The 21,521-nt window shown below is 72.7% G+C and carries 14 protein-coding genes; 12 read left to right on the top strand and 2 right to left on the bottom strand.

Annotation, left to right across the window (positions count from 1 at the left end; translation table 11 throughout):
* The first annotated feature begins 104 nt into the window (after positions 1-104).
* The 7 genes from AC07A4_RS29445 (at position 105) to AC07A4_RS29415 (ending at position 10,110) form a co-directional block, all read left to right on the top strand.
* Positions 105-2,201, top strand: a complete 2,097-nt coding sequence (locus AC07A4_RS29445; protein WP_478604172.1) for a phosphocholine-specific phospholipase C — start codon at positions 105-107, stop codon at positions 2,199-2,201.
* A 339-nt stretch (positions 2,202-2,540) separates the two neighbouring features.
* Positions 2,541-4,775, top strand: a complete 2,235-nt coding sequence (locus tag AC07A4_RS29440; RefSeq protein ID WP_478604169.1) for an MMPL family transporter — start codon at positions 2,541-2,543, stop codon at positions 4,773-4,775.
* 51 nt (positions 4,776-4,826) lie between these two features.
* Entirely contained in the window at positions 4,827-5,384 is a 558-nt protein-coding gene (locus AC07A4_RS29435) for a GNAT family N-acetyltransferase (protein ID WP_478604166.1), read from the top strand.
* 35 nt (positions 5,385-5,419) lie between these two features.
* On the top strand, positions 5,420-6,016 hold the full coding sequence (locus AC07A4_RS29430) for a hypothetical protein (protein WP_478604164.1): 597 nt from the start codon (positions 5,420-5,422) through the stop codon (positions 6,014-6,016).
* A 266-nt stretch (positions 6,017-6,282) separates the two neighbouring features.
* Entirely contained in the window at positions 6,283-6,495 is a 213-nt protein-coding gene (locus AC07A4_RS29425) for a hypothetical protein (protein WP_478604161.1), read from the top strand.
* Between the two features lie 200 nt (positions 6,496-6,695).
* Positions 6,696-9,767, top strand: coding sequence for a helix-turn-helix transcriptional regulator (locus AC07A4_RS29420; RefSeq protein ID WP_478604158.1), 3,072 nt, complete (start codon positions 6,696-6,698; stop codon positions 9,765-9,767).
* 91 nt (positions 9,768-9,858) lie between these two features.
* Complete coding sequence (locus AC07A4_RS29415; protein WP_478604155.1) at positions 9,859-10,110, top strand: DUF6191 domain-containing protein; 252 nt, start codon at positions 9,859-9,861, stop codon at positions 10,108-10,110.
* A gap of 47 nt (positions 10,111-10,157) precedes the next feature.
* On the opposite strand, the gene AC07A4_RS29410 is transcribed toward AC07A4_RS29415, so the two are convergent.
* Both AC07A4_RS29410 and AC07A4_RS29405 read right to left on the bottom strand, forming a co-directional pair.
* On the bottom strand, positions 10,158-11,342 hold the full coding sequence (locus tag AC07A4_RS29410; protein WP_478604152.1) for a PQQ-dependent sugar dehydrogenase: 1,185 nt from the start codon (positions 11,340-11,342) through the stop codon (positions 10,158-10,160).
* Positions 11,343-11,672: 330 nt separating this feature from the next.
* Positions 11,673-12,665 carry an aldo/keto reductase gene (locus tag AC07A4_RS29405; RefSeq protein WP_478604149.1) on the bottom strand — a complete coding sequence of 331 codons (993 nt, stop codon included), beginning with the start codon at positions 12,663-12,665 and terminating at the stop codon, positions 11,673-11,675.
* Positions 12,666-12,770: 105 nt separating this feature from the next.
* Here AC07A4_RS29405 and AC07A4_RS29400 point away from each other — a divergent pair, with 105 nt between their 5' ends.
* From AC07A4_RS29400 to ilvC, 5 genes are all read left to right on the top strand, one after another.
* Positions 12,771-13,721, top strand: a complete 951-nt coding sequence (locus AC07A4_RS29400) for a 2-hydroxyacid dehydrogenase (RefSeq protein WP_478604146.1) — start codon at positions 12,771-12,773, stop codon at positions 13,719-13,721.
* 769 nt (positions 13,722-14,490) lie between these two features.
* A complete protein-coding gene (locus AC07A4_RS29395; RefSeq protein ID WP_478604143.1) occupies positions 14,491-17,481 on the top strand; it encodes a putative bifunctional diguanylate cyclase/phosphodiesterase in 2,991 nt (996 codons plus the stop codon).
* Between the two features lie 241 nt (positions 17,482-17,722).
* On the top strand, positions 17,723-19,582 hold the full coding sequence (locus tag AC07A4_RS29390; protein WP_478604140.1) for an acetolactate synthase large subunit: 1,860 nt from the start codon (positions 17,723-17,725) through the stop codon (positions 19,580-19,582).
* A 35-nt stretch (positions 19,583-19,617) separates the two neighbouring features.
* Complete coding sequence (gene ilvN, locus AC07A4_RS29385; RefSeq protein ID WP_423634410.1) at positions 19,618-20,142, top strand: acetolactate synthase small subunit; 525 nt, start codon at positions 19,618-19,620, stop codon at positions 20,140-20,142.
* 86 nt (positions 20,143-20,228) lie between these two features.
* On the top strand, positions 20,229-21,227 hold the full coding sequence (gene ilvC / locus AC07A4_RS29380) for a ketol-acid reductoisomerase (protein ID WP_478604137.1): 999 nt from the start codon (positions 20,229-20,231) through the stop codon (positions 21,225-21,227).
* Positions 21,228-21,521: the final 294 nt, after the last annotated feature.

The raw sequence follows: 21,521 nt of genomic DNA, 5'->3' as shown, positions 1-21,521 counted from the left end.
TCCGTCCCGCGTCTTCCCTGGGCCACCAGGTGTCACTAACGTCCCCGGCGAGCGCAGGCAATGGATCGGTCGTGAACCATTGGGCGTTGACCGGGAGGTTGGGCGTGACAGCGGAGTTTTCGCGCAGACGGCTGATGGCAGTGGGAGGCGGTGCGCTCGGCGCGGCCGCGGTCGGGTCGTTCCTGCCGCCGTCGCTTCAGGAGGCCCTCGCGAAGGAGCCGCCCAGGGGCGGGCTCGACGCCATCGAGCACGTGGTGATCCTGATGCAGGAGAACCGGTCCTTCGACCACTACTTCGGCACCCTGCGCGGTGTCCGCGGCTTCTCCGACCGCAACGCCATCCGGCTCCCCGGCGGCGCCAGCGTGTTCGAGCAGCCCGGACCGCTGCGCGCCATCCTGCCGTTCCCGGTGCGCGAGGCGGCGGCCGCGCAGGCCAAGGACCTCCAGTACATCGGCGCCCTGGACCACTCCTGGACGGGCGGCGCCAAGGCCTGGCACGACGGGTGGATGGACGGCTGGGTCTCGGCCAAGACCGCGGCCGCGATGGCGTACTACACGCGCAAGGACATCCCGCTGCACTACGAGCTCGCCGACACCTTCACGGTCTGCGACGCCTACCACTCGTCCACACACACCTCCACCAGCCCCAACCGCAACCACCTGTGGAGCGGCAAGACCGGCTTCGAGGCCAGCGGCAAGCGCGCCGTCGACAACGACGCGTACGCCGAGGGCACGCACCCCGGGTACGGCTGGGGCACGTACGCCGAGCGCCTGGAGAAGGCGGGCGTCAGCTGGCAGACGTACACCGAGTGGGAGAACTTCACCGACAACCAGATCGAGTTCTTCACCACCTTCAAGGCCATCGCGCGCAAGGTCCTCGCCAAGACCGGGCTGACCTTCATGGAGGCCTTCTACGCTAAGGTCCGCGACGCCAGGGACCAGGCCGAGCGGGACCGGCTGCTCGCCGCCCTGGAGGAGGGCGTCGCCACGCTCAGCAAGCGGGAGCGGTCGCTGTTCGAGCGGGGCCTGCGGCGGGTGCCGACCGGCGAGCTCGCCTCGCGCTTCGCGCGGGACGTCGCGCGCGGCAAGCTGGCGAAGGTCAGCTATCTGGTGCCGTCCGCCGTGGACTCCGAGCACCCGTCGGTGTCCTCGCCGATCCACAGCGCCACCATCGTCTACAAGGTCCTCGACGCCCTCGCCTCGCACCCCGAGGTGTGGCGGCGCACCGCCGTGTTCATCAACTACGACGAGAACGACGGCTTCTTCGACCACGTGCCGCCGCCCGTGCCGGGCGCCGACGATCCCAACGGCGCCGAGGAGCGCTGGCAGGGCCTGCCGACCGGGCTCGGCATCCGGGTGCCGATGCTGGTCGTGTCGCCGTGGTCCGTCGGCGGCTACGTCTCCTCCGAGGTCTTCGACCACACCTCCGTGGTGCGCTTCCTGGAGCGGTGGACGGGGGTGCGCGAGCCCAACATCGGCGCCTGGCGCCGCCAGGTCGCCGGGGACCTCACCGGCGCCTTCGACTTCGACCGCCGCCACCGGCAGCCGGAGGTGGAGTCGCCCGGCGCCATCCCGCCGTTCACCGGGCGCTGGCAGCCGAAGCCGCCCGCCGAGCAGTCGATGCCCCGGCAGGAGCCGGGCACCCGCAGGGCCCGCCCGCTGCCGTACCAGCCGGACGCCGACGCCCGCCCGGCCAAGGACGGGACGCTTACCGTGCGGCTGCGCAACGGCGGACGGCGCAGCGCGCACTTCGCGCTCTACCCGTACGCGGGCGAGTTCCCCGCCCCGCTCCACCAGGACGTGGTGCGCGAGGGCCGCTGGTCCGTGCCGCTGCGGGGGGACGCCTATCACTTCACGGTCACCGGGCCGAACGGGTTCCGCCGCGAGTGCGCGGGGAAGAAGGCGGGCCCGGCCGCCCTCTCCTCGGCGATCACCCGGCGCGAGATCCACCTCACGCTGGCCAACCGGGGCGGGGCGCCGCTGGTCTTCACCGTCAAGCCGCTCGGGTACGTGGACGACGAGGACGTCCGGCAGCGGACGCGGACCGTCCGCGTCAAGGCGGGCGGCAGCCGCACCCTCGTCTGGCGCACGGCCGACGAGCACGGCTGGTACGACGTCGAGGTCACGGCGGCGGGCGACAGCGCCTTCCGGCGGCGCCTGATGGGCCACATCGAGAACGGGCGCGCGAGCGTGTCGGGCTGAGCCGGGCGGCCGGGCCCTGATCGGTGCGCGGCCGGTCACACGTGGTGCGGGGGCATACGGGCGCGGCCCGTGTGCCCCCGTGTGCTGTCCGCCCACGCCCCGGGCGGCCCGGGCGCCTGTGAGGCTGGACACGAAACGGACTAAGGATCTCCGCCTGCTGTCAGAGTGGCTGCGCATGGCCCATCCCGGTCATGTCGTGCACAAGCGGCCGCATGATCTTTTTTCGTCCATGTGGATCACGTAGTAGTTAAAGTACGCAGACGTGTTCTTTTCGGGTCACTTCCGACGCTTCCCGGCTGTTCCCGACGAGGATCCACGAATCACTCAGGGAGCCCGTACGTGGCAGCACTCGCCCGGTGGTGCGTCAGGCACCGCCTCGTCGTCGTACTGCTCTGGCTCCTCGCGCTCGGCGGCACGGCCGCCGCCGCGGCCGCCGCCGGCTCCGCGTACTCCAACGACTACGAGGTCCCCGGCACCGAGTCCAACCGCGCCTCGCAGCTCCTGAAGGACGGCTTCCCCGACCTCGGCGGGGACGCGAACACGGTCGTCTGGCACACCGGCAAGGACCAGACCGCCCGCTCCGCCGCCGTCGAGCAGACGATGACCGACACGCTCGACGAGATCGCCGAGCTGCCCGGCGTGGCCTCCGTGACCAGCCCCTACTCCGAGCGCGGCGCCGCCCAGATCAGCGCGGACGGCCGCACCGCCTACGCCACGGTCACCTTCCGTGACCAGCTCGACTCCGTCGACCCCGGCGAGGCGCGCGCCGTCGTCAGCGCCGCCGAGGCCGCCCAGACCACGGGCCTGGACGTGGCCCTCGGCGGCGGCGCCATCGGACTCACCGAGACCAAGAGCGCCAAGACCGCCGAGATCGTCGGCGTCGCCGTCGCCGCCGTGGTGCTCTTCCTCGCCTTCGGCTCGCTCGCCGCCTCCGCCCTGCCCATCGCCACGGCCGTCGTCTCCGTCGGCACCGCGTACGCGGGCATCGTGCTGCTCGGACACGTCATGACGGTCGCCGACTTCGCCCCGATGCTCGGCACCCTGATAGGGCTCGGCGTCGGCATCGACTACGCCCTGTTCATCGTCACGCGCCACCGCAAGGGCCTCAAACGCGGGCTGCCCGTCGCGGAGGCCGCCGAGCGGGCCGTCGCCACCACCGGGCGCGCCGTCGTCTTCGCGGGCGCCACCGTCTGCATCGCGCTGCTCGGCATGCTGATCCTGCGCCTGAGCTTCCTCAACGGCGTCGCCATCGCCGCCTCCCTGACCGTGGTCCTCACCGTCGCCGCGTCCGTGACGCTGCTGCCCGCGCTGCTCGCCCTCATCGGGCCGCGCGCCCTCAGCCGCCGCGAACGCCGCCGCCTCGCCGAGCGCGGGCCCGAGCCGGAGGTGCCCACGGGGCTCGCCGCCCGCTGGTCGGCGTTCGTGGAGCGGCACCCGAAGCTGCTCGGTGCCCTCGCCGTCGTGGTCATAGCGGTCCTCGCCGTGCCGACGCTCTCGCTCCGCCTCGGCACCTCCGACCAGGGCAACAACGCGGCGACCGCCACCACGCGGCAGGCCTACGACCTCCTCGCCGACGGCTTCGGACCCGGCGTGAACGGTCCGCTCACCCTGGTCACGGACGTGCGCGGCGCCCCCGACCGGCTGGCCATCGACAACCTCGGGGCGACCCTGAAGGACACCCCGGGCGTCTCCTCCGTGAGCCCGGTGACCTACGACGCGGGCGGCGACGCCGCCTTCCTCACCGTCGTGCCGGACTCCGCGCCGCAGTCCAAGGCCACCAGCGAGCTCGTCGACCGGCTGCGCGGCGACGTCCTGCCGCGCGCCGAGTCGGGCACCTCCCTCGACGTGCACGTCGGCGGCGTGACCGCGGGCTACGACGACTTCGCGGAGATCATCGTCGGCAAGCTGCCCCTGTTCGTGGGCGTCGTCATCGGCCTCGGCTGTGTGCTCCTGCTGCTCGCCTTCCGCTCGGTCGGCATACCGCTGAAGGCCGCCGTGATGAACGTCGCGGCCGTGGCGGCCGCGTTCGGCGTGGTGGTGGCGGTGTTCCAGTGGGGCTGGGGCAGCGAGCTCATGGGCCTCGGCCGCGCGGGCCCGATCGAACCCTTCCTCCCCGTGATCATGGTCTCGGTCCTGTTCGGCCTCTCCATGGACTACCAGGTGTTCCTGGTCAGCAGGATGTACGAGGAGTGGCTGGAGACCGGCGACAACCGGGTGGCCGTCCGCGTCGGCCTCGCCGAGACCAGCCGCGTCATCAACTCCGCGGCCGTGATCATGATCTCGGTGTTCCTCGCCTTCGTCCTCAGCGGGGACCGGGTGATCGCGATGTTCGGCATCGCCCTCGCCGCCGCCGTCGCCCTCGACGCCTTCGTCCTGCGCACGCTGCTCGTCCCCGCCCTCATGCACCTGCTCGGCGGCGCGAACTGGTGGCTCCCCAAGCGCCTGGACCGCTGGCTGCCGCGCATCAGTATTGAGGTGCCCGACCGCGGCGCACATGCGAGGATCCCCGGATACCGCGACGGAGACGACGACGGCGTACGCGACGTCGCGTACGCGCGGCTGGAAAAGCGCTGAACGTCTCACGCCGCACACCGCACACCGCACGCTGAGCCGCCGAGGAGCACGATGTTCGCGATACCCGTGGGGGACGGGGCCGAGATGCGCCCCCTGGAGCCCTGGCACGCCGAGGAGTTCCTGGAACACATCGACCGCGCGCGGGAGTTCGCCGGTCCCTGGGTGCCGATGACGGTCAAGGTCAAGGACCTGGACTCCGCCCGGGGCGTCCTGCAGATGTTCGCCGACAAGCAGGCATCGGACACCGGCCGCCTCTACGGCATCTGGCTCGACGGCACCCTCGTCGGCGGCACGCTCTTCCGGATCTTCGACACCGCGACCGAGTCCTGCGAGGTCGGCGTCTGGCTCGAACCCTCCGCGACCGGCCGGGGCCTGATCACCACCGCATCGCGCATCCTCGTCGACTGGGCCGTCGACGAGCGCGGCATGCACCGCGTGGAGTGGCTGGTGTCCTCCCTCAACGAGCCCAGCAAGGCGGTGGCCAAGCGCCTCGGCTTCGTCCGCGACGGCGTCCTGCGCGAGAGCTTCCCCTGGCAGGGCATCCGCCACAGCATGGAGGTCTGGTCGGTCCTGGCCCCCGAGTGGCGCGAGGCGCGCGCCGCGCGTTAAGGGGCCTCTCAGACTCCGTCCGTACGGTGCCGGGCATGGCAACGAAGAGCGTGGACGAGACGGAGCCGACGCGGGCCGAGGAGCCTGAGGCCCTTGAGTCCCCTAAGGCCCCCGACCCTGCGGAGACCGAAGGCCTCGCGGACTCCGAAGACCCCGAGGACCCCGAGGACCCCCAAGACCTCACGGATTCCGAAGACCTGGAAGAGGACGACCCCGAGCCCGCCGCGCCCGCGAAGTCCGACGGCGTCGGGCAGGGCGCGGTGGCCCTCGTCGCCGCCGCGCTCGGCCTGATCGGCCTGTCCGGAGGCTGGCTCGGCACCGTCGCGTCCGCGCGCGAGTCGCTGATCGGCCAGCTCAGGACCTCCCAGAGCGCGAGCGTGGCCAACCAGGTCCAGGAGGTCTACGGCGACTCCTGGAAGACGACCGCCCTGGTCGCGGGCGCCTTCGCCCTGGCGGCCCTGGTCCTGGGCGCCGTGGCCCTGCTCCGCCCGGCCTTCGGCGACCCGCACCGCGTCCAGGCCCCCTGGATCAAGTCGGTGGCGTGGGCGGCCGTGGCCCTCGGCATCATCGGCCTGGCCCTGGCGACGGCCAAGTACACGGACCTGATCCTGGGCCTGCCGTCGACGGCCTGAGTTCAAGCCCGTCCGGCGCTTGAGGACGAGCCGCGAAGCGGCAACAAAGGGGGGTCCAGGGGGCGCAGCCCCCTGGTTTCGGGAAGGGGCGGGGTGGGGGATAAGCAGCCCCCCCACCCGCCTAAGCCACCCCCCACCCCCCTAAGGCCCCCCGCACCCCCAAGATGCGGAACCTTCCCGATGTGCCCGACCCCCCTGGGAAACGAAAGTGGAGTCATCGCAAAGAGCGAGGAACACAGCGAGACACCACACCCCAGGGGGACGAGATGTTCGAGTACGAACTGCACCAGATCCGCACCGCCGAGCTCGCCCAGCGCGCCGCCCACCACGGCCTCCTCCGCGAGGCCCGCAAGGCCCTGAAGGCCGCCCGGGCGTACGGCAGGGACGAGGCCCTGGCCCGCACGGCGGCGGACCGCACCCGCCCCGAGACGCAGGGCACCGGGGCCCGCACCGCCGACCGCTTCACGCGCGCGGCGTGAGCACCGCCCGCCGGCCCAGCGCCGCCGACCCCGGGACCGGAGCACCCCACGGTGCCCCGGTCCCTTCCGTTTCGCCCCCGGCGATGCTGACCCCGACCCCGACGCCGACCCCGCCCCCGGCCGCGCCCCGCACCGTCGCCCCGCCCCCGGGAAAAACGCCCGCTGCGAAATCGCCCTCCGCAAAAGCGCAGGTCTGTGCGATGCTCACCGCTGTGGAGATCACGTCCGTCAGCCCCGTGTTCGTCGGCCGCGCCGACGAGCTGCGCGTCCTCAACGACGCGCTGACCCGCGCCCGCAAGCCCGCCGCGGGCGAACCGCAGGCCCTGCTGCTCGGCGGCGAGGCGGGCGTCGGCAAGTCCCGCCTCGTGGAGGAGTTCTCGGCGGCCGCCACCGCCGCGGGCGCGGTCGTCGTGGTCGGCGGCTGCGTCGAGATCGGCGCCGACGGCCTGCCCTTCGCCCCGTTCTCCGGGGCCCTGCGCGCCCTGCGCCAGCGCCTGCCCGCCGAGTTCGCGGCGGCCGCCGCCGGGCAGGAGGAGGAGCTCGCGCGCCTGCTCCCCGAACTGTGCGAAGCCGCCCAGCCCCGCCCCCACGTCTCCACCGGCAGGCCCGGCGAGGAGGCGATGGCCCGGGTCTTCGAACTCACCGCCCGCCTCCTGGAGCGGATAGCCGCCGACCACACCGTCGTCCTCACCCTGGAGGACCTGCACTGGGCCGACGCCTCCACCCGCCACCTGCTCTCCTACCTGGTCCGCGCGCTGCGCAGCGGCCGCCTCGTCGTCCTCGCCACCTACCGCGCCGACGACATCCACCGCCGCCACCCGCTGCGCCCCCTGCTCGCGGAGCTGGACCGCCTGCGCACCGTCCGCCGGATCGACGTGGGCCGCCTCAGCCGCGACGAGGTGGGCCTCCAGATGGCCGGGATCCTCGGCTCCGCGCCCGAACCGAAGCTCGTCGACGACGTCTTCGCGCGCTCCGACGGCAACGCCTTCTTCGTCGAGGAACTCTCCGTCGCCTCCCACGGCCACAGCTGCGCGGCGCTCAGCGACTCCCTGCGCGACCTGCTGCTCGTCCGCGTCGAGGAACTGCCCGAGGACGCGCAGAAGGTGGCGCGGACCGTCGCCGAGGGCGGCTCCACCGTCGAGTACGACCTGCTCGCCGCGGTCACCGGGCTCCCCGAGGACGACCTGATCGACGCCTTGCGGGCCGCCGTCGGCGCCAACATCCTGCTCGCGTCGCCCGCAGGCGACGGCTACCGCTTCCGGCACTCCCTGGTCCGCGAGGCCGTCGGCGACGACCTGCTGCCCGGCGAGCGCTCCCGCCTCAACCGCCGCTTCGCCGCCGCCCTGGAGGCCGACCCCTCGCTCGTCGCCGCCGACCAGCGCGCGACCCGCCTCGCCAGCTACTGGTACCACGCCCACGACGCCGCCAAGGCGCTGCCCGCCGTCCTGAACGCCTCCGTCGAGGCCCGCTGCCGCCACGCCTACGCCGAGCAACTGCGGCTCCTGGAACGGGCGATGGAGCTGTGGGACGACGCCCCTGACGACGTCCGCGCCCTGCTGCGGCCCGTCGACTACACCGAGGTCTACCCGCCCTGCGGCTGCGACCCCGCCACCACCCCGCTGCGCTATCTCGACCTGATGGCCGAGGCGGCCGTCGCGGGCCGCCTGTGCGGCGAGCGCGAACGCGCCCTGAAGATCACCAAGCGGGCCCTGCAGCGCCTGGAGGGCGAGTGCGAGCGGGACCCGCTGCGCTCCGCCTGGTTCTGGGTGCAGCGCTCGCGCCTCGTCCAGAGCCTCGCCCGCGGCGACGGCTGGAAGGAACTCGCCACCGCGCAGGACCTCGTGCGCGGCCGTGCGCCGTCGGAGGTGCACGCCGAGGTGCTCTCCATGGTCGCGGGCTGGTCGATGCTCCACGAGCCGGGCCCGGACGCCTTCGCCGCCGCCGAGCAGGCCGTGGAGTACGCCCGCATGGTCGGCGCCCACGAGATCGAGCTGAACGCCCGCCTCACCCTCGGCAGCCTCATGGTCGACACGGGCGACATCGACGGGGGCCTCAGTGAGATGTACGCCGTCAGGGACCGGGTCAGCGCCGAGGAAATCGTCGGTGTCCTCTGCCGCAGCTACATCAACCTGCCCTCCGTCCTCGAAGGCATCGGACGCCACCACGAGTCCCTCGCCCTCCTCGACGAGGGCATCACCGCCGCCCAGCGCTTCGGCCTGCGCGAGTCCGAGGCCTGGATGTGGGCCAACCGCTCCGAGTCGCTCTACGCCCTCGGCCGCTGGGACGAGGCCCTGGACTCCGCGCGCCGCGCCGTCCTGAGCGCCAAGCCGCGCGGCGGCGCCAGCATCCGCCTCGCCTACTTCGCCCTCGCCCGCGGCGACATGGCCGAGGCGACCCAGCAACTCGCCGATGCCAGACGGCACTTCGGCACCCACGACAACCTGCCGCAGAACACCCTGCCCCTCGCCCGCATCGCCGTGGGCATCGCCGCGGGCGAGGGCCGCATCCTCGACGCCCGCGCCGAGTTCCGCCAGGCCGTCGGCACCGGCTTGCCCCCGGGCACCCAGCGCTACGGCTGGCCGCTGGTCCTCGCCGCCGCCACCGCCGAGGCCGACACCCGTGGCCTCGCCATCGCCGGGCCCGGCCGCGAGGAGTCCCTCGCCCTGATCCGCGCCACCGCCAAGTCCCTGGTCACCCGCGTCCCCCTGTGGCAGGCGTACGAACGCTGGGTCCACGCCGAGCTCCTGCGCGCCGAGGGCCGCGCCACCCCCGAGGACTGGCAGGAGGTCCTCACCGCCACCACCTCCCTGGAACGGCCCTACGACCTCGCGCGGGTCCGCCACCGCCTGGCCGATGCCCTCCTCACCGCCGGCGCCCCCGGCGGCGAGGACGCCCGGGACCGCGCCGCCGAACTGCTGCGCGAGGCGGGCGCGGTGGCCGAGCGGCTGAGCGCCCGCCCCCTCAGCGAGGCCGTCACGGGCCTCGCCCAGCGCGCCCGCCTCGCGCTGACCGGCGCTGCGCCCGCCCCGTCCGCCGACCCCGCCGACGCCTTCGGCCTGACCAGCCGCGAGCGGGACGTGCTGCGCCTGGTCACCGCCGGACGCACCAACCGCCAGATCGCCGAGGAGCTGTTCATCTCGCCGAAGACCGCCAGCGTCCACGTCTCCAACATCCTCGCCAAGCTGGGCGTCGCCGGGCGCGGCGAGGCGGCGGCCCTTGCCCACCGCCTTGGCCTGTTCGCCCCGGAGGAGGAGCACCGGGCCACGGCGTGACCCCGCCCGCCCCGCCCGGCGCCCCGGCCCGCTTCCGGGGCGCTCGCTTACGCTGGAAGGACGGGGTCACCGTCCGTTCTCGGGAGGCGCAGTGTTCAACGTGTTCGAGCAGCTCTTCTCTCCTGGGCGCAAGCACACGGACGACGAGAACAAGCGCCTGGAGCTGACCCGGGTCGACGTGGACGACGGGGACCCCGGGCGGGGGCCCATAGACCTGACCTCCGGCAAGGTCACCGTCCGCCTGCCGCGGCAGGGGGCGGACAGTGCCGCTGGCCAGGAGCCTGAGCGAGGCCGCGCTCCGGCCCCTGACGACGGCTCGGGGCAGGGGCAGGGGCAGGGGTAGGGGACCTCAGTTCCACCGGTCGGCGGTCGGCCGTCGTTCCCCGGCGGCTACTCCACCTCCACCTCCAGGATCTTGTCGTCGCCCTCCTTCGGCGTGCCCCGGGAGTCCGTCTCGCTCGTCATGAGCCACAGCTTGCCGCCGCCCGCCGCGACCACCGTGCGCAGGCGGCCGTGCTCCTCCTTCAGGAACGCCTCCGGCTTCGGCTCCCCGCTCACCCCGCGCACCGGGATCCGCCACAGGCGCTCGCCGCGCAGGCCCGCCATCCAGACCGAGCCCTTGGCGTAGGCGACGCCGCTGGGGGACGCCTCGGACGTCTTCCACTGGGCCACCGGGTCGTGGAAGCCCTCGTCCGAGCCGCCCTTGCCCTCGGCCTCGGGCCAGCCGTAGTTGTCGCCTGCCTTGATCTCGTTCAGCTCGTCCCAGGTGTTCTGGCCGAACTCCGAGGCCCACAGGCGCTTCTGCTCGTCCCAGTCGAGGCCCTGGACGTTGCGGTGGCCGAGTGAATACACCGACGAGCCCGGGAAGGGGTTGCCGGGGGCCGGGGCGCCGTCCGGGGTCAGGCGGAGGATCTTGCCGCCGAGGGGCTTCTTGTCCTGGGCGAGGCCCGTGTCACCCGTCTCGCCCGTGCCCACGTACAGGAGTTTGTCGGGGCCGAAGGCGATGCGGCCGCCGTTGTGGATCACGCCCTTCGGGATGCCCTTCAGGACCGTGTCGGGGGCGCCGAGCTGCTGGCCGGAGGGCTTGTCCTCGTCGTACAGCATGCGGGCGACGCGGTTGTCGGACTCCGTCGTGAAGTACGCGTACACGAAGTGGTCCGTGGCGTAGGTGGGGGACAGGGCGAGGCCCATGAGGCCGCCCTCGCCGCCCGGGGCGACCCCGGGGACCTCGCCGAGCTCCGTCTTCTCGCCGCTGCTTCCGTCGACGCGGGTGATCGTGCCCTCGTCGCGCGAGGACACGAGGAGGTCTCCGCCGGGCAGCGGGGCGAGGCCCCAGGGGGACTTCAGGCCGGTGGCGAGGGTCTTGGTGACCTTCGCGGAGCCCCTCTCCGGGGGTGGCGCGGCGCCCGTGCCGGAGGGGGAGCCGGTGGGGTCCGACGCGCTGGACTCGGCGCTCTTGCCGCTGCCCGGTCCTTCGGCGTCGTTCGACGAGCAGGCCGTGGCCAGGAGGAGGGTGGCGGTGAGGGCGGACAGGGTGGTCAGCGCGGACAGGACGGAGCGGTGGGCACTCAGCACGATCAGGTTCCCTTCGACGCGGCGCTTCTACCGTTCATACACCGCTCGCGTCCCGCGGGTTCCCAGGGCCCGGCTGGGAGCCCCCAGGCCCACCCCTTCCCGAACCGGGTGCGGCTGCCCCCGTTCCCCCGCTCACCGATATCGGCGCTCCGCGCCTCGTCCTCAAACGCCGGACGGGCTGAAATACCTGCCGCAACCCGGATGAATATCTGCCGCATCTGGAAGATCCAGCCCAGCCCGGCGCCATCAAGCCCGTCCGGCGTTTGAGGACGAGCCGCGGAGCGGCGATTGAGGGGCGGGCGGGTGGGGGAAAGAGCCCGTCTGGGGGCGTCAGTCCCAGGAGCCCTGGGCCGGGGGGAGGGTGTTCAGGTCCGACAGGTCGCGGGCGGACAGGCGCACCCCCGCCGCCCCCGCGTTCTCCCGTACCCACCGCTCCCGCTTCGCCCCCGGTATCGGCACCACCTGGTCGCCCTGCGCGAGCACCCACGCGAGCGCCACCTGCGCGGGCGTCGCCCCGTGCCGCGCGCCGACCCGGCGCAACTCCACCACCAGGGGCTGGTTGGCCGCCATCATCTCGGCCGTGAAGCGCGGGTGCCGGGCGCGCACGTCGTCCGGCTCGAATCCCTGACCCGGCGTCAGCGTCCCCGTGAGGAAGCCGTTGCCCAGCGGCATCGCCGCGAGGAAGCCGACGCCGCGCGCCGCGCACCACGGCAGCAGCGCGTCGAGGGCGTCCGGCGACCACACCGAGAGCTCGGCCTCCACGGCCGTCACCGGGAAGACCTGCTGGACGCGCTCCAGCTGCCGGATGGTCGTGTCGTGCAGCCGCGCCCCCGGCCGCCGTCCCGCCCGCGCCCCCACCGCGCACAGCCCGAGCGCCCGTACCTTCCCGGCCGTGACCAGGTCGGCCATCGCGCCCCAGGTCTCCTCGACCGGCACCTCGGGGTCGGCGCGGTGGAGCTGGTACAGGTCGATGGTGTCGGTCCCGAGGCGCCGCAGCGACGCGTCGCAGGCCCGTCTCACATAGCTGGGGCGGCCGTTGGCGACGATGTGCTGCTCGCCCACGAGGAGCCCGGCCTTCGTCGACACGAAGGCCTCCGCGCGCCGCCCCTTGAGCGCCCGCCCGAGCAGGAGCTCATTGGTGAAGGGCCCGTACATGTCGGCCGTGTCGAGGAGCGTCGTGCCCTGGTCGAGCGCCGCGTGCACGGTCCGCACCGAGGCGTCGCCACGCTGCCGCGAACCGGAGTACGCCCAGCTCATCGGCATGCAGCCGAGTCCGACGGCGCCCACCCCCAGCGCCCCCGCGCCGATCGTCCTGCGCTCCACCTGGCCGTGTCCTCCGCTCTTCGACGATCTTGTCCGGGCGGCACCCAACGTAACCTCTGCTCCCCGGCACGCGGCGTGCGGCCTGTGCGCACTAGCCTCCTGACCATGACGACCGACGTATGGATGCCGTTCGAAGAGACCGAGGTCGAGGGCCTGCCCGCCGTGTCCGACGCGGGTCTCGCCTACCGGTACTGGGACGGCGGCCCGGACTACCCCGCCGACCCCGCGGACTGCGCGTTCTACGTGGTGCCGTACATGAAGGCCGCCGCGGTCGTGGTGCCGCCGATGGCCGCCATGACGTCCCTGAGGGTCGTGCAGACGCTCACGGCGGGCATCGACCACGTGGAGCCCGGCCTCAAGTCCCTCGCCCCGGGTGTCCGGTTGTGCAACGCGCGCGGGGTGCACGAGACCAGTACCGCCGAGCTCGCGCTCACCCTGATCCTCTCCTCCCTGCGGGGCGTGCCGCGCTTCGTGGAGGGGCAGCGGGTCCAGGAGTGGCGGTCGGGGTTCTATCCGGCGCTCGCCGACAAGTCCGTGCTGATCGTGGGGTACGGATCGATAGGGTCCGCGATCGAGGACCGGCTCGCGCCTTTTGAGTGCGCGCGGGTGGCGCGCGTCGCGCGCTCCGAGCGCACCACGGAGCGCGGTGTGGTGCACTCGCTCAACGCTTTGCCCCGACTGCTTCCCGAAGCGGACGTCGTGATCCTCTCGACGCCCCTCACCGACGCCACCCGGGGCCTGGCGGGCGCGGATTTCCTGTCCCGCATGAAGGACGGCGCCCTCCTCGTGAACGTGGCCCGAGGCCCCGTCGTCGACACCAAGGCGCTGCTCGCGGAGCTGGACAGCGGCCGCATCACCGCGGCCCTGGACGTCACCGACCCCGAGCCGCTGCCCCCGGGGCACCCGCTGTGGCAGGCCCCCGGCGTGCTGATCAGCCCGCACGTGGGCGGCTCCTCCTCCGCCTTCCTGCCGCGCGCCCGGCGCCTGCTGGCCGCGCAGCTGCGCCGGTACGTCGCCGGGGAGCCGCTGGCGAACGTGGTCCTGACGGTGACGTGAGCCGCCCCCCCCCCCGCGTCGCCGCCGTGAGCCGCCCCCCCCCGCGTCGCCGCCGTGAGCCGTCGCCGCAGCGCCGCCGCGCGCCCGGGCCGCACGCCCTGGAAGCGCTGTTCCGCGCCCGTGCGGACCGCTTCGACGACCGTGACCCCAGTGCATCAATCGGTCAGGATCGGTCGATATACGGCGATCCCTGAACGTCTGGAACCGGCGGCGCCTGTTCTCTGCACGCTCCGCACTCACTCATGTGCGCCGCGTGTCCATATTGACGCCGACAGTCACGGAGCGTAGAGCAGACCTGTCCCTGAGTGACGAGGCTGGTGTATCGTCCCGACAGGGGCTGCGCCGTGTTCCGCTCGGCGCCGGGGATGGATCAACGACACATGCGAGGGGGGCGACGGGCGATGCACGGCCTATGGGCGAACGATCCGAAGCGGCGGGACCACCGCCCGCGACTCTCGCGCACAGCAGCCCGCAGACGCCGGCACTGCGGTCGGCGCCACCGGCTCCTGCGCCGGGCAGGACGCCGCGGGCCGCACCGGCAGGAGGTCGGCGCGTGGCAGCCACCAGGGTGGACGAGCGCCCCGGAGCCCCCCGAAGGGCACCGGCGGGAGCGCCCGGCCCCCGCCCCCTCGGCGGCGGGGCGCTCCCGCCGCGGCCCGGCGCCGAGCCGCCGCCCCCGCGCGGGGGCGGGCGCCCCGCGCGCGGCCGCGGTGACGCGCGGGCGCGTCTGCCGTGGCCATGGCGCCGTGACGCGGAGCGGGGCGGCCCGATGAGCGGGCAGTCGGCCTCCGCGTCCGTCCTCGACGGCGGGCTCGGGCCCCCCTTGCCCGCGCCGGGCGCCCCGATGGCCAAGCGCCCGGCACGCGGCGGCGGCACGGGCCTGCTGTCCCAGGTCCTCCTGCTCCTCGTCTGCGGCGGCTACGCGACCGGCGCGGCCCTCGGCTGGGGCTCGCCCCGGCTCGGGTACATCATGGGCGACTTCGGCCTGAGCGCCGCCGCCGGAGCCGCCGCCGTCTCCTGCTTCCTCTACTCCCGCACCCGCCGCAGCCGCTTTCGACCCGCATGGCTGCTGTTCGCGCTCTCCTCCGCGATGGTGGCCTGCGGAAACGCGGTGTGGGGATGGCATGAGGTCGTCCTGCGTCAGCCCGTGCCCGAGCGCGGCTTCGCGGACCTGTTCTTCCTGTGCTTCGCGCCGTGCGCCATCATCGGGCTCCTGGTGCTCGCCAAGCGCCCGGTCACGAGGGCCGGATGGGTGTGCCTCGGCCTCGACGCGTGGCTCATCGGCGGTTCCCTGCTCACGCTCTCCTGGAGCCTCGCGCTCGCGCACACCGCGCAGTTCGAAGGACCCGGCGTCGCGCACGCCGCGCTCACGCTCGCCTATCCGCTCCTGGACATCGCGCTCGTCAGCATGGTGCTCGCGCTCCACTTCAGGCGTTCCTCGGCCAACCGCACGGCCGTGAACACCGCCATCGGCGCCCTCGCGCTCACCGTGCTGTGCGACGCGCTCTTCACCTCGCCGCTGCTGCACGCCAGTTACCGCTCCGGCCAGCTCCTGGACGCGGGCTGGTTCGCGGGCTCGGTCCTCCTGGCCTACGCCCCCTGGGCCGCGCCCTGGCACGGCCGCGCCGAACCGGAGGAGCCGCGCGCGCCGTACCGTCCATGCGACAGGACACGCCCCGCGGGCCCGCGCGCCGACGAGCGGGAGGACAGCGGGCGGTACGCGACGACGCGCCCCATCGCCGGTTCGCTCGCGGCGCTCACGCCCTACCTGGCCGCGGCCGTCTGCACGCTCGGCATCCTCTACAACGTCCTGAACGGCCGCAGCGTCGACGAGGTGGTGCTGTTCACGGCGGGCACGGTCGTCCTCGCGCTCGTCGTGCGGCAGGGCATCATGCTGCTCGACAACATCACGCTCACCCAGGAACTGGCCCAGAAGGAGAACCACTTCCGCTCCCTGGTGCAGGGTTCCAGCGACGTCATCATGATCGCCGCGCCGAGCGGCATCCTGCGGTACGTCAGCCCGGCCGCCGCCGGGGTCTACGGCCGGGAGGCCGACGACCTCGTCGGGTCCGAACTCGCCTCGCTGATGCACCCGGAAGACCTCGGCCGCGTCGTCCACGAAGTGCGCCGCTTCCTCGCCGCCAACCCCGTGGAGGAGCCCACCACGCGCATCGAGTGCCGCTTCAAGTCCGGCGGCGGTGACTGGCTCAACGTCGAGTCCACCGTCAACCGCCATCACGGCGGCCTGATCTTCAACAGCCGCGACGTCACCGAACGCGTGCGCCTGCAGGCGCAGTTGCAGCACAACGCCGAGCACGATCCCCTCACCGACCTGCCCAACCGGGCACTCTTCACCCGCCGAGTCGCTTCCGCGCTCGGCGGTCGCAGAGTCACCGACCGGGGCACGGCGGTACTGTTCATCGACCTCGACGGCTTCAAGGCCGTCAACGACACGATCGGCCACCAGGCGGGCGACGAGCTGCTCGTGCAGGCCGCCCACCGGCTCCAGGAGGCCGTCCGCGCCTCGGACACCGCGGCGCGCCTCGGCGGCGACGAGTTCGCGGCCCTGATCGTCGGCGACGGCACCCGCGACCACGCCGCCCGCGAGAAGCACATACTGGAGCTGGCCGACCGGCTGCGGATCAGACTCTCGCAGCCGTACGACATCGACGGCAACGATGTCCGGGTCGCCGCGTCCATCGGCGTCGCCTTCGCCGAACCCGGCGTCGGCGCGGGCGAGTTGCTGCGCAACGCCGACCTCGCGATGTACCGCGCCAAGGCCGCGGGCAAGGGCCGCGTGGAGCTGTACGCGCCACAGATGCAGGCCGACGTCGCCCGCAAGGCCGAACTGGCCACCCGGCTGCGCAGCGCCCTGCACGAGGGCGAGTTCACCCTGCTCCACCAGCCCGTGGTCGCCCTCGACAGCGGCCGCATCACCTCGGTCGCCGCCCAGGCGCGCTGGCGCTCGGCCCAGGGCATCCTCTTCACGCCCGGCGAGTTCCTGCGCACCGCCGAGGACGGCGAGCGCACCGCCGAGCTCGGCCGCTGGCTGCTCCAGGAGGCCGTCGAACAGGCCGCCGAGCGCGGCATCGCCGGACACGCGGTGCCCGTCGCCGTGCGGATCGCCGCCCGCCGCCTGGTGGACCGCTCGCTGCCGCTCGGCTCCCTGGAGGCGCTGCTGACCCGGCACGGGCTGCCGTCCGGCGCGCTCGTCATCGAGCTCGCCGACAGCGACCCGCGCGTGTCGCTCGACGACCTGGAGCGCCGCCTCGCCTCCCTGCGCCGCCTCGGCGTGCGGGTCGCGCTCGACGGCTTCGGCAGCGGCTGCGCGGCGATCACCGCCCTGCGCAGGCTCCCGGTCGACGTCCTGAAGCTGGACCGGGGCCTGGTCGAGGGCGTCGTGGAGTCCGCACGGCTGCACAAGATCACCTCCGGTCTGCTGCGGATCGCGAGCGACCTCGGCCTTGACTCCGTCGCGGACGGCGTCGACCACCCCGAGCAGGTCATGGCCCTGCGCGCGATGGGCTGCACCCACGGCCAGGGCATGGCCTTCTCCGGACCCCTCGACGAGTACCGGCTGCGCCGCGCCCTCGCGATGGGGGAGTACCCGGTGCCCCGCGCCCCGGTCGAGCCGGTGTGCGTGGGCGGCGGCCCGGCCGGGGCGCCCCCGGTGGCCTTCGGCGGTGCGGGTCCGGCCTTCGCGGCCGGAACCACTCCGTTCGGCCTCTCGCATAGTGAGACGCCCATCCCACCTACTTGACACATGTAGCGGGCCGGGGGGAGGGTCAATGCCATGCGCACCCGAATTCTCGTACTTGGAAAGCGCGTCGGCTGAAGCTGGGACGCACCGGTCCGCACACCGGAGACGCCCAGCGACCGCACCCGGCGCGCTCCCCTCGCTTGCCTCACGGCACGAGGGGTTTTTTGTTGCACTGGCACCCGCCAAACCCAGGCAAAGACCCCGCGACACCCCCGCAAAGACCCTCAGCTTCGAGAAGAGAATGCCGATGACCGAGCAGGCCACCGGGGCCCATCCGCAGCCGCGGCCCCGATCCTCTGGACAGCAGCAGTCCGCGCCCGCCGAGCACGTCACGGGTGCGCAGTCCCTGATCCGTTCTCTTGAGGAAGTCGGGGCCGACACCGTATTCGGCATTCCCGGAGGGGCGATCCTCCCGGCGTACGACCCGATGATGGACTCCACCCGCGTGCGCCACATCCTCGTCCGCCACGAGCAGGGCGCGGGGCACGCCGCCACCGGCTACGCGCAGGCCACCGGCAAGGTCGGCGTCTGCATGGCCACCTCGGGCCCCGGCGCGACCAACCTGGTCACGCCCATCGCGGACGCCCACATGGACTCGGTGCCGCTGGTCGCGATCACCGGTCAGGTCTCCTCCAAGGCGATCGGCACGGACGCCTTCCAGGAGGCGGACATCGTCGGCATCACGATGCCCATCACGAAGCACAACTTCCTGGTCACCAAGGCCGAGGACATCCCGCGCACCATCGCGGAGGCCTTCCACATCGCCTCCACGGGGCGCCCCGGCCCCGTCCTCGTCGACATCGCCAAGGACGCCCTGCAGGCGCGGACCACGTTCTCCTGGCCGCCGCAGCAGGAACTGCCCGGCTACCGCCCGGTGACCAAGCCGCACGCCAAGCAGATCCGCGAGGCCGCGAAGCTCATCACCGCCGCCAGGCGGCCCGTCCTGTACGTCGGCGGCGGCGTGATCAAGTCCGGCGCCACCGCCGAGCTGAAGGTCCTCGCCGAGCTGACCGGCGCGCCCGTCACCACCACCCTGATGGCGCTCGGCGCGTTCCCCGACAGCCACCCGCTGCACGTGGGCATGCCGGGCATGCACGGCGCGGTCACCGCCGTCACCGCGCTGCAGAAGTCCGACCTGATCGTCGCCCTCGGCGCCCGCTTCGACGACCGCGTCACCGGCAAGCTGGACAGCTTCGCGCCGCATGCCAAGGTCGTCCACGCCGACATCGACCCGGCCGAGATCGGCAAGAACCGCGCCGCCGACGTCCCGATCGTCGGTGACGCCCGCGAGGTCATCGCCGACCTCGTCCAGGCCATCCAGGCCGAGCACACCGCGGGCCACATCGGTGACTACGCCGCCTGGTGGACGGACCTGAACCGCTGGCGCGACACCTACCCGCTCGGCTACGACCACCCCGACAACGGCCAGCTCGCGCCGCAGCAGGTCATCGAGCGCATCGGCCAGCTCGCCCCCGAGGGCACCGTCTTCGCCGCGGGCGTCGGCCAGCACCAGATGTGGGCCGCCCACTTCATCCAGTACGAGCGCCCCTCGACCTGGCTCAACTCCGGCGGCGCCGGGACGATGGGCTACGCGGTCCCGGCCGCCATGGGCGCCAAGGCGGGCGCGCCCGACAAGACGGTCTGGGCGATCGACGGCGACGGCTGCTTCCAGATGACCAATCAGGAGCTGACCACCTGCGCCCTGAACAACATCCCGATCAAGGTCGCCATCATCAACAACGGCGCCCTGGGGATGGTCCGCCAGTGGCAGACGCTGTTCTACAACCAGCGCTACTCCAACACCGTGCTGCACAGCGGCCCGGACGCGGACGGCAAGCAGCCGAGCGCGGGCACCCGCGTCCCCGACTTCGTCAAGCTGTCCGAGGCGATGGGCTGCCACGCCATCCGCTGTGAGGACCCGGCCGACCTCGACAAGGTCATCGAGGAGGCCAACGCGATCAACGACCGTCCGGTCGTGATCGACTTCATCGTCCACGAGGACGCCCAGGTCTGGCCGATGGTCGCCGCGGGCACCTCCAACGACGAGGTCATGGCCGCCCGGGGCGTCCGCCCCGACTTCGGCGACAGCGAAGACGACTGAGAGCACCAGGAAGAGGTACGACCGCCATGACCCCCCTGTCCAAGCACACGCTCTCGGTTCTCGTCGAGAACACCCCCGGCATCCTGGCCAGGATCGCCGCCCTCTTCTCCCGCCGCGGCTTCAACATCGACTCGCTCGCCGTCGGCGTCACCGAGCACCCCGACATCTCACGCATCACCATTGTCGTGAACGTCGAGGAACTCCCGCTCGAACAGGTCACGAAGCAGCTCAACAAGCTGGTGAACGTCCTGAAGATCGTCGAACTGGAGCCGGGCTCCGCCGTCCAGCGCGAACTCGTCCTCGTGAAGGTCCGCGCCGACAACGAGACCCGCTCCCAGATCGTCGAGATCGTCCAGCTCTTCCGCGCCAAGACCGTGGACGTCTCGCCCGAGGCCGTGACCATCGAGGCCACCGGGTCGAGCGACAAGCTGGAGGCCATGCTCAAGATGCTCGAACCCTTCGGCATCAAGGAGCTGGTGCAGTCCGGCACGATCGCCATCGGCCGCGGCTCCCGTTCGATCACGGACCGCAGCCTTCGAGCGCTTGACCGCACCGCCTGACGTTCCGAATTCCGGAACCCCCCAACCGTCCTGACCGGGCCCGCCGTACGGTGGGACGCAACACCAGCACACAGAGGAGTTTCCCAGTGGCCGAGCTGTTCTACGACGCCGACGCCGACCTGTCCATCATCCAGGGCCGCAAGGTCGCGGTCATCGGTTACGGCAGCCAGGGTCACGCCCACGCCCTTTCGCTGCGCGACTCCGGTGTGGACGTCCGCGTCGGTCTGCACGAGGGCTCCAAGTCCAAGGTCAAGGCCGAGGAGCAGGGGCTGCGCGTGGTCACGCCCGCCGAGGCCGCAGCCGAGGCCGACGTCATCATGGTCCTGGTCCCGGACCCCATCCAGGCGCAGGTCTACGAGGAGTCCATCAAGGACAACCTCAAGGACGGCGACGCGCTGTTCTTCGGCCACGGCCTGAACATCCGCTTCGGCTTCATCAAGCCCCCGGCGGGCGTCGACGTCTGCATGGTCGCCCCCAAGGGCCCGGGCCACCTGGTGCGCCGCCAGTACGAAGAGGGCCGCGGCGTCCCCTGCATCGCGGCCGTCGAGCAGGACGCCACCGGCAAGGGCTTCGAGCTGGCCCTGTCCTACGCCAAGGGCATCGGCGGCACCCGCGCGGGCGTCATCAAGACGACCTTCACCGAGGAGACCGAGACCGACCTGTTCGGTGAGCAGGCCGTGCTCTGCGGCGGCACCGCCGCGCTGGTCAAGGCGGGCTTCGAGACCCTGGTCGAGGCGGGCTACCAGCCCGAGATCGCCTACTTCGAGTGCCTGCACGAGCTGAAGCTGATCGTCGACCTCATCTACGAGGGCGGCCTGGAGAAGATGCGCTGGTCCGTCTCCGAGACCGCCGAGTGGGGCGACTACGTCACCGGACCGCGCATCATCACCGACGCCACCAAGGCCGAGATGAAGAAGGTCCTCGCCGAGATCCAGGACGGCACGTTCGCCAAGGCGTGGATGGCCGAGTACCACGGCGGTCTGAAGAAGTACAACGAGTACAAGCAGCAGGACCAGGACCACCTCCTGGAGACCACGGGCAAGGAGCTGCGCAAGCTCATGTCGTGGGTCAACGACAACGAGTAGGGCTTACGTCGGCGGGGTCGGGGTGTGACACCCCGGCCCCGCCGGCCGTCGCACCGCCTCGGGGCTCCGCCCCGGACCCCGCTCCTCAGACGCCGGAGGGGCTGATTCTGGGCTCGCCTCAGTTGTCCGTCGCGGCCAGCCTCGTCCGGGTGATCCTTCCAGTCAGGCGCATAAGGCCCCCGTAGCCGCCACTACACTGCAAACCACATTCGCGTCAGGCCACAGCGTCGTGCGTCTTCCACGCGGCTAGGACCCTCCACCGCCTGCGGCCGTCGGGACGGCCGTCCGCATTGG

It is taken from the genome of Streptomyces sp. NPDC043996 (genome assembly GCF_056435225.1).
Note: the sequence above shows the minus strand (reverse complement) of the source record. Positions and strands in the feature narration are given on the sequence as shown.

Excerpts from the sequence above, each read along its gene's own strand:
- AC07A4_RS29435 (WP_478604166.1), top strand. The coding sequence starts at position 4,827 with ATGTTCGCGATACCCGTGGGGGACGGGGCCGAGATGCGCCCCCTGGAG.
- AC07A4_RS29430 (WP_478604164.1), top strand. The coding sequence starts at position 5,420 with ATGGCAACGAAGAGCGTGGACGAGACGGAGCCGACGCGGGCCGAGGAG.
- AC07A4_RS29425 (WP_478604161.1), top strand. The coding sequence starts at position 6,283 with ATGTTCGAGTACGAACTGCACCAGATCCGCACCGCCGAGCTCGCCCAG.
- AC07A4_RS29420 (WP_478604158.1), top strand. The coding sequence starts at position 6,696 with ATGCTCACCGCTGTGGAGATCACGTCCGTCAGCCCCGTGTTCGTCGGC.
- AC07A4_RS29400 (WP_478604146.1), top strand. The coding sequence starts at position 12,771 with ATGACGACCGACGTATGGATGCCGTTCGAAGAGACCGAGGTCGAGGGC.
- AC07A4_RS29395 (WP_478604143.1), top strand. The coding sequence starts at position 14,491 with ATGAGCGGGCAGTCGGCCTCCGCGTCCGTCCTCGACGGCGGGCTCGGG.
- AC07A4_RS29390 (WP_478604140.1), top strand. The coding sequence starts at position 17,723 with ATGCCGATGACCGAGCAGGCCACCGGGGCCCATCCGCAGCCGCGGCCC.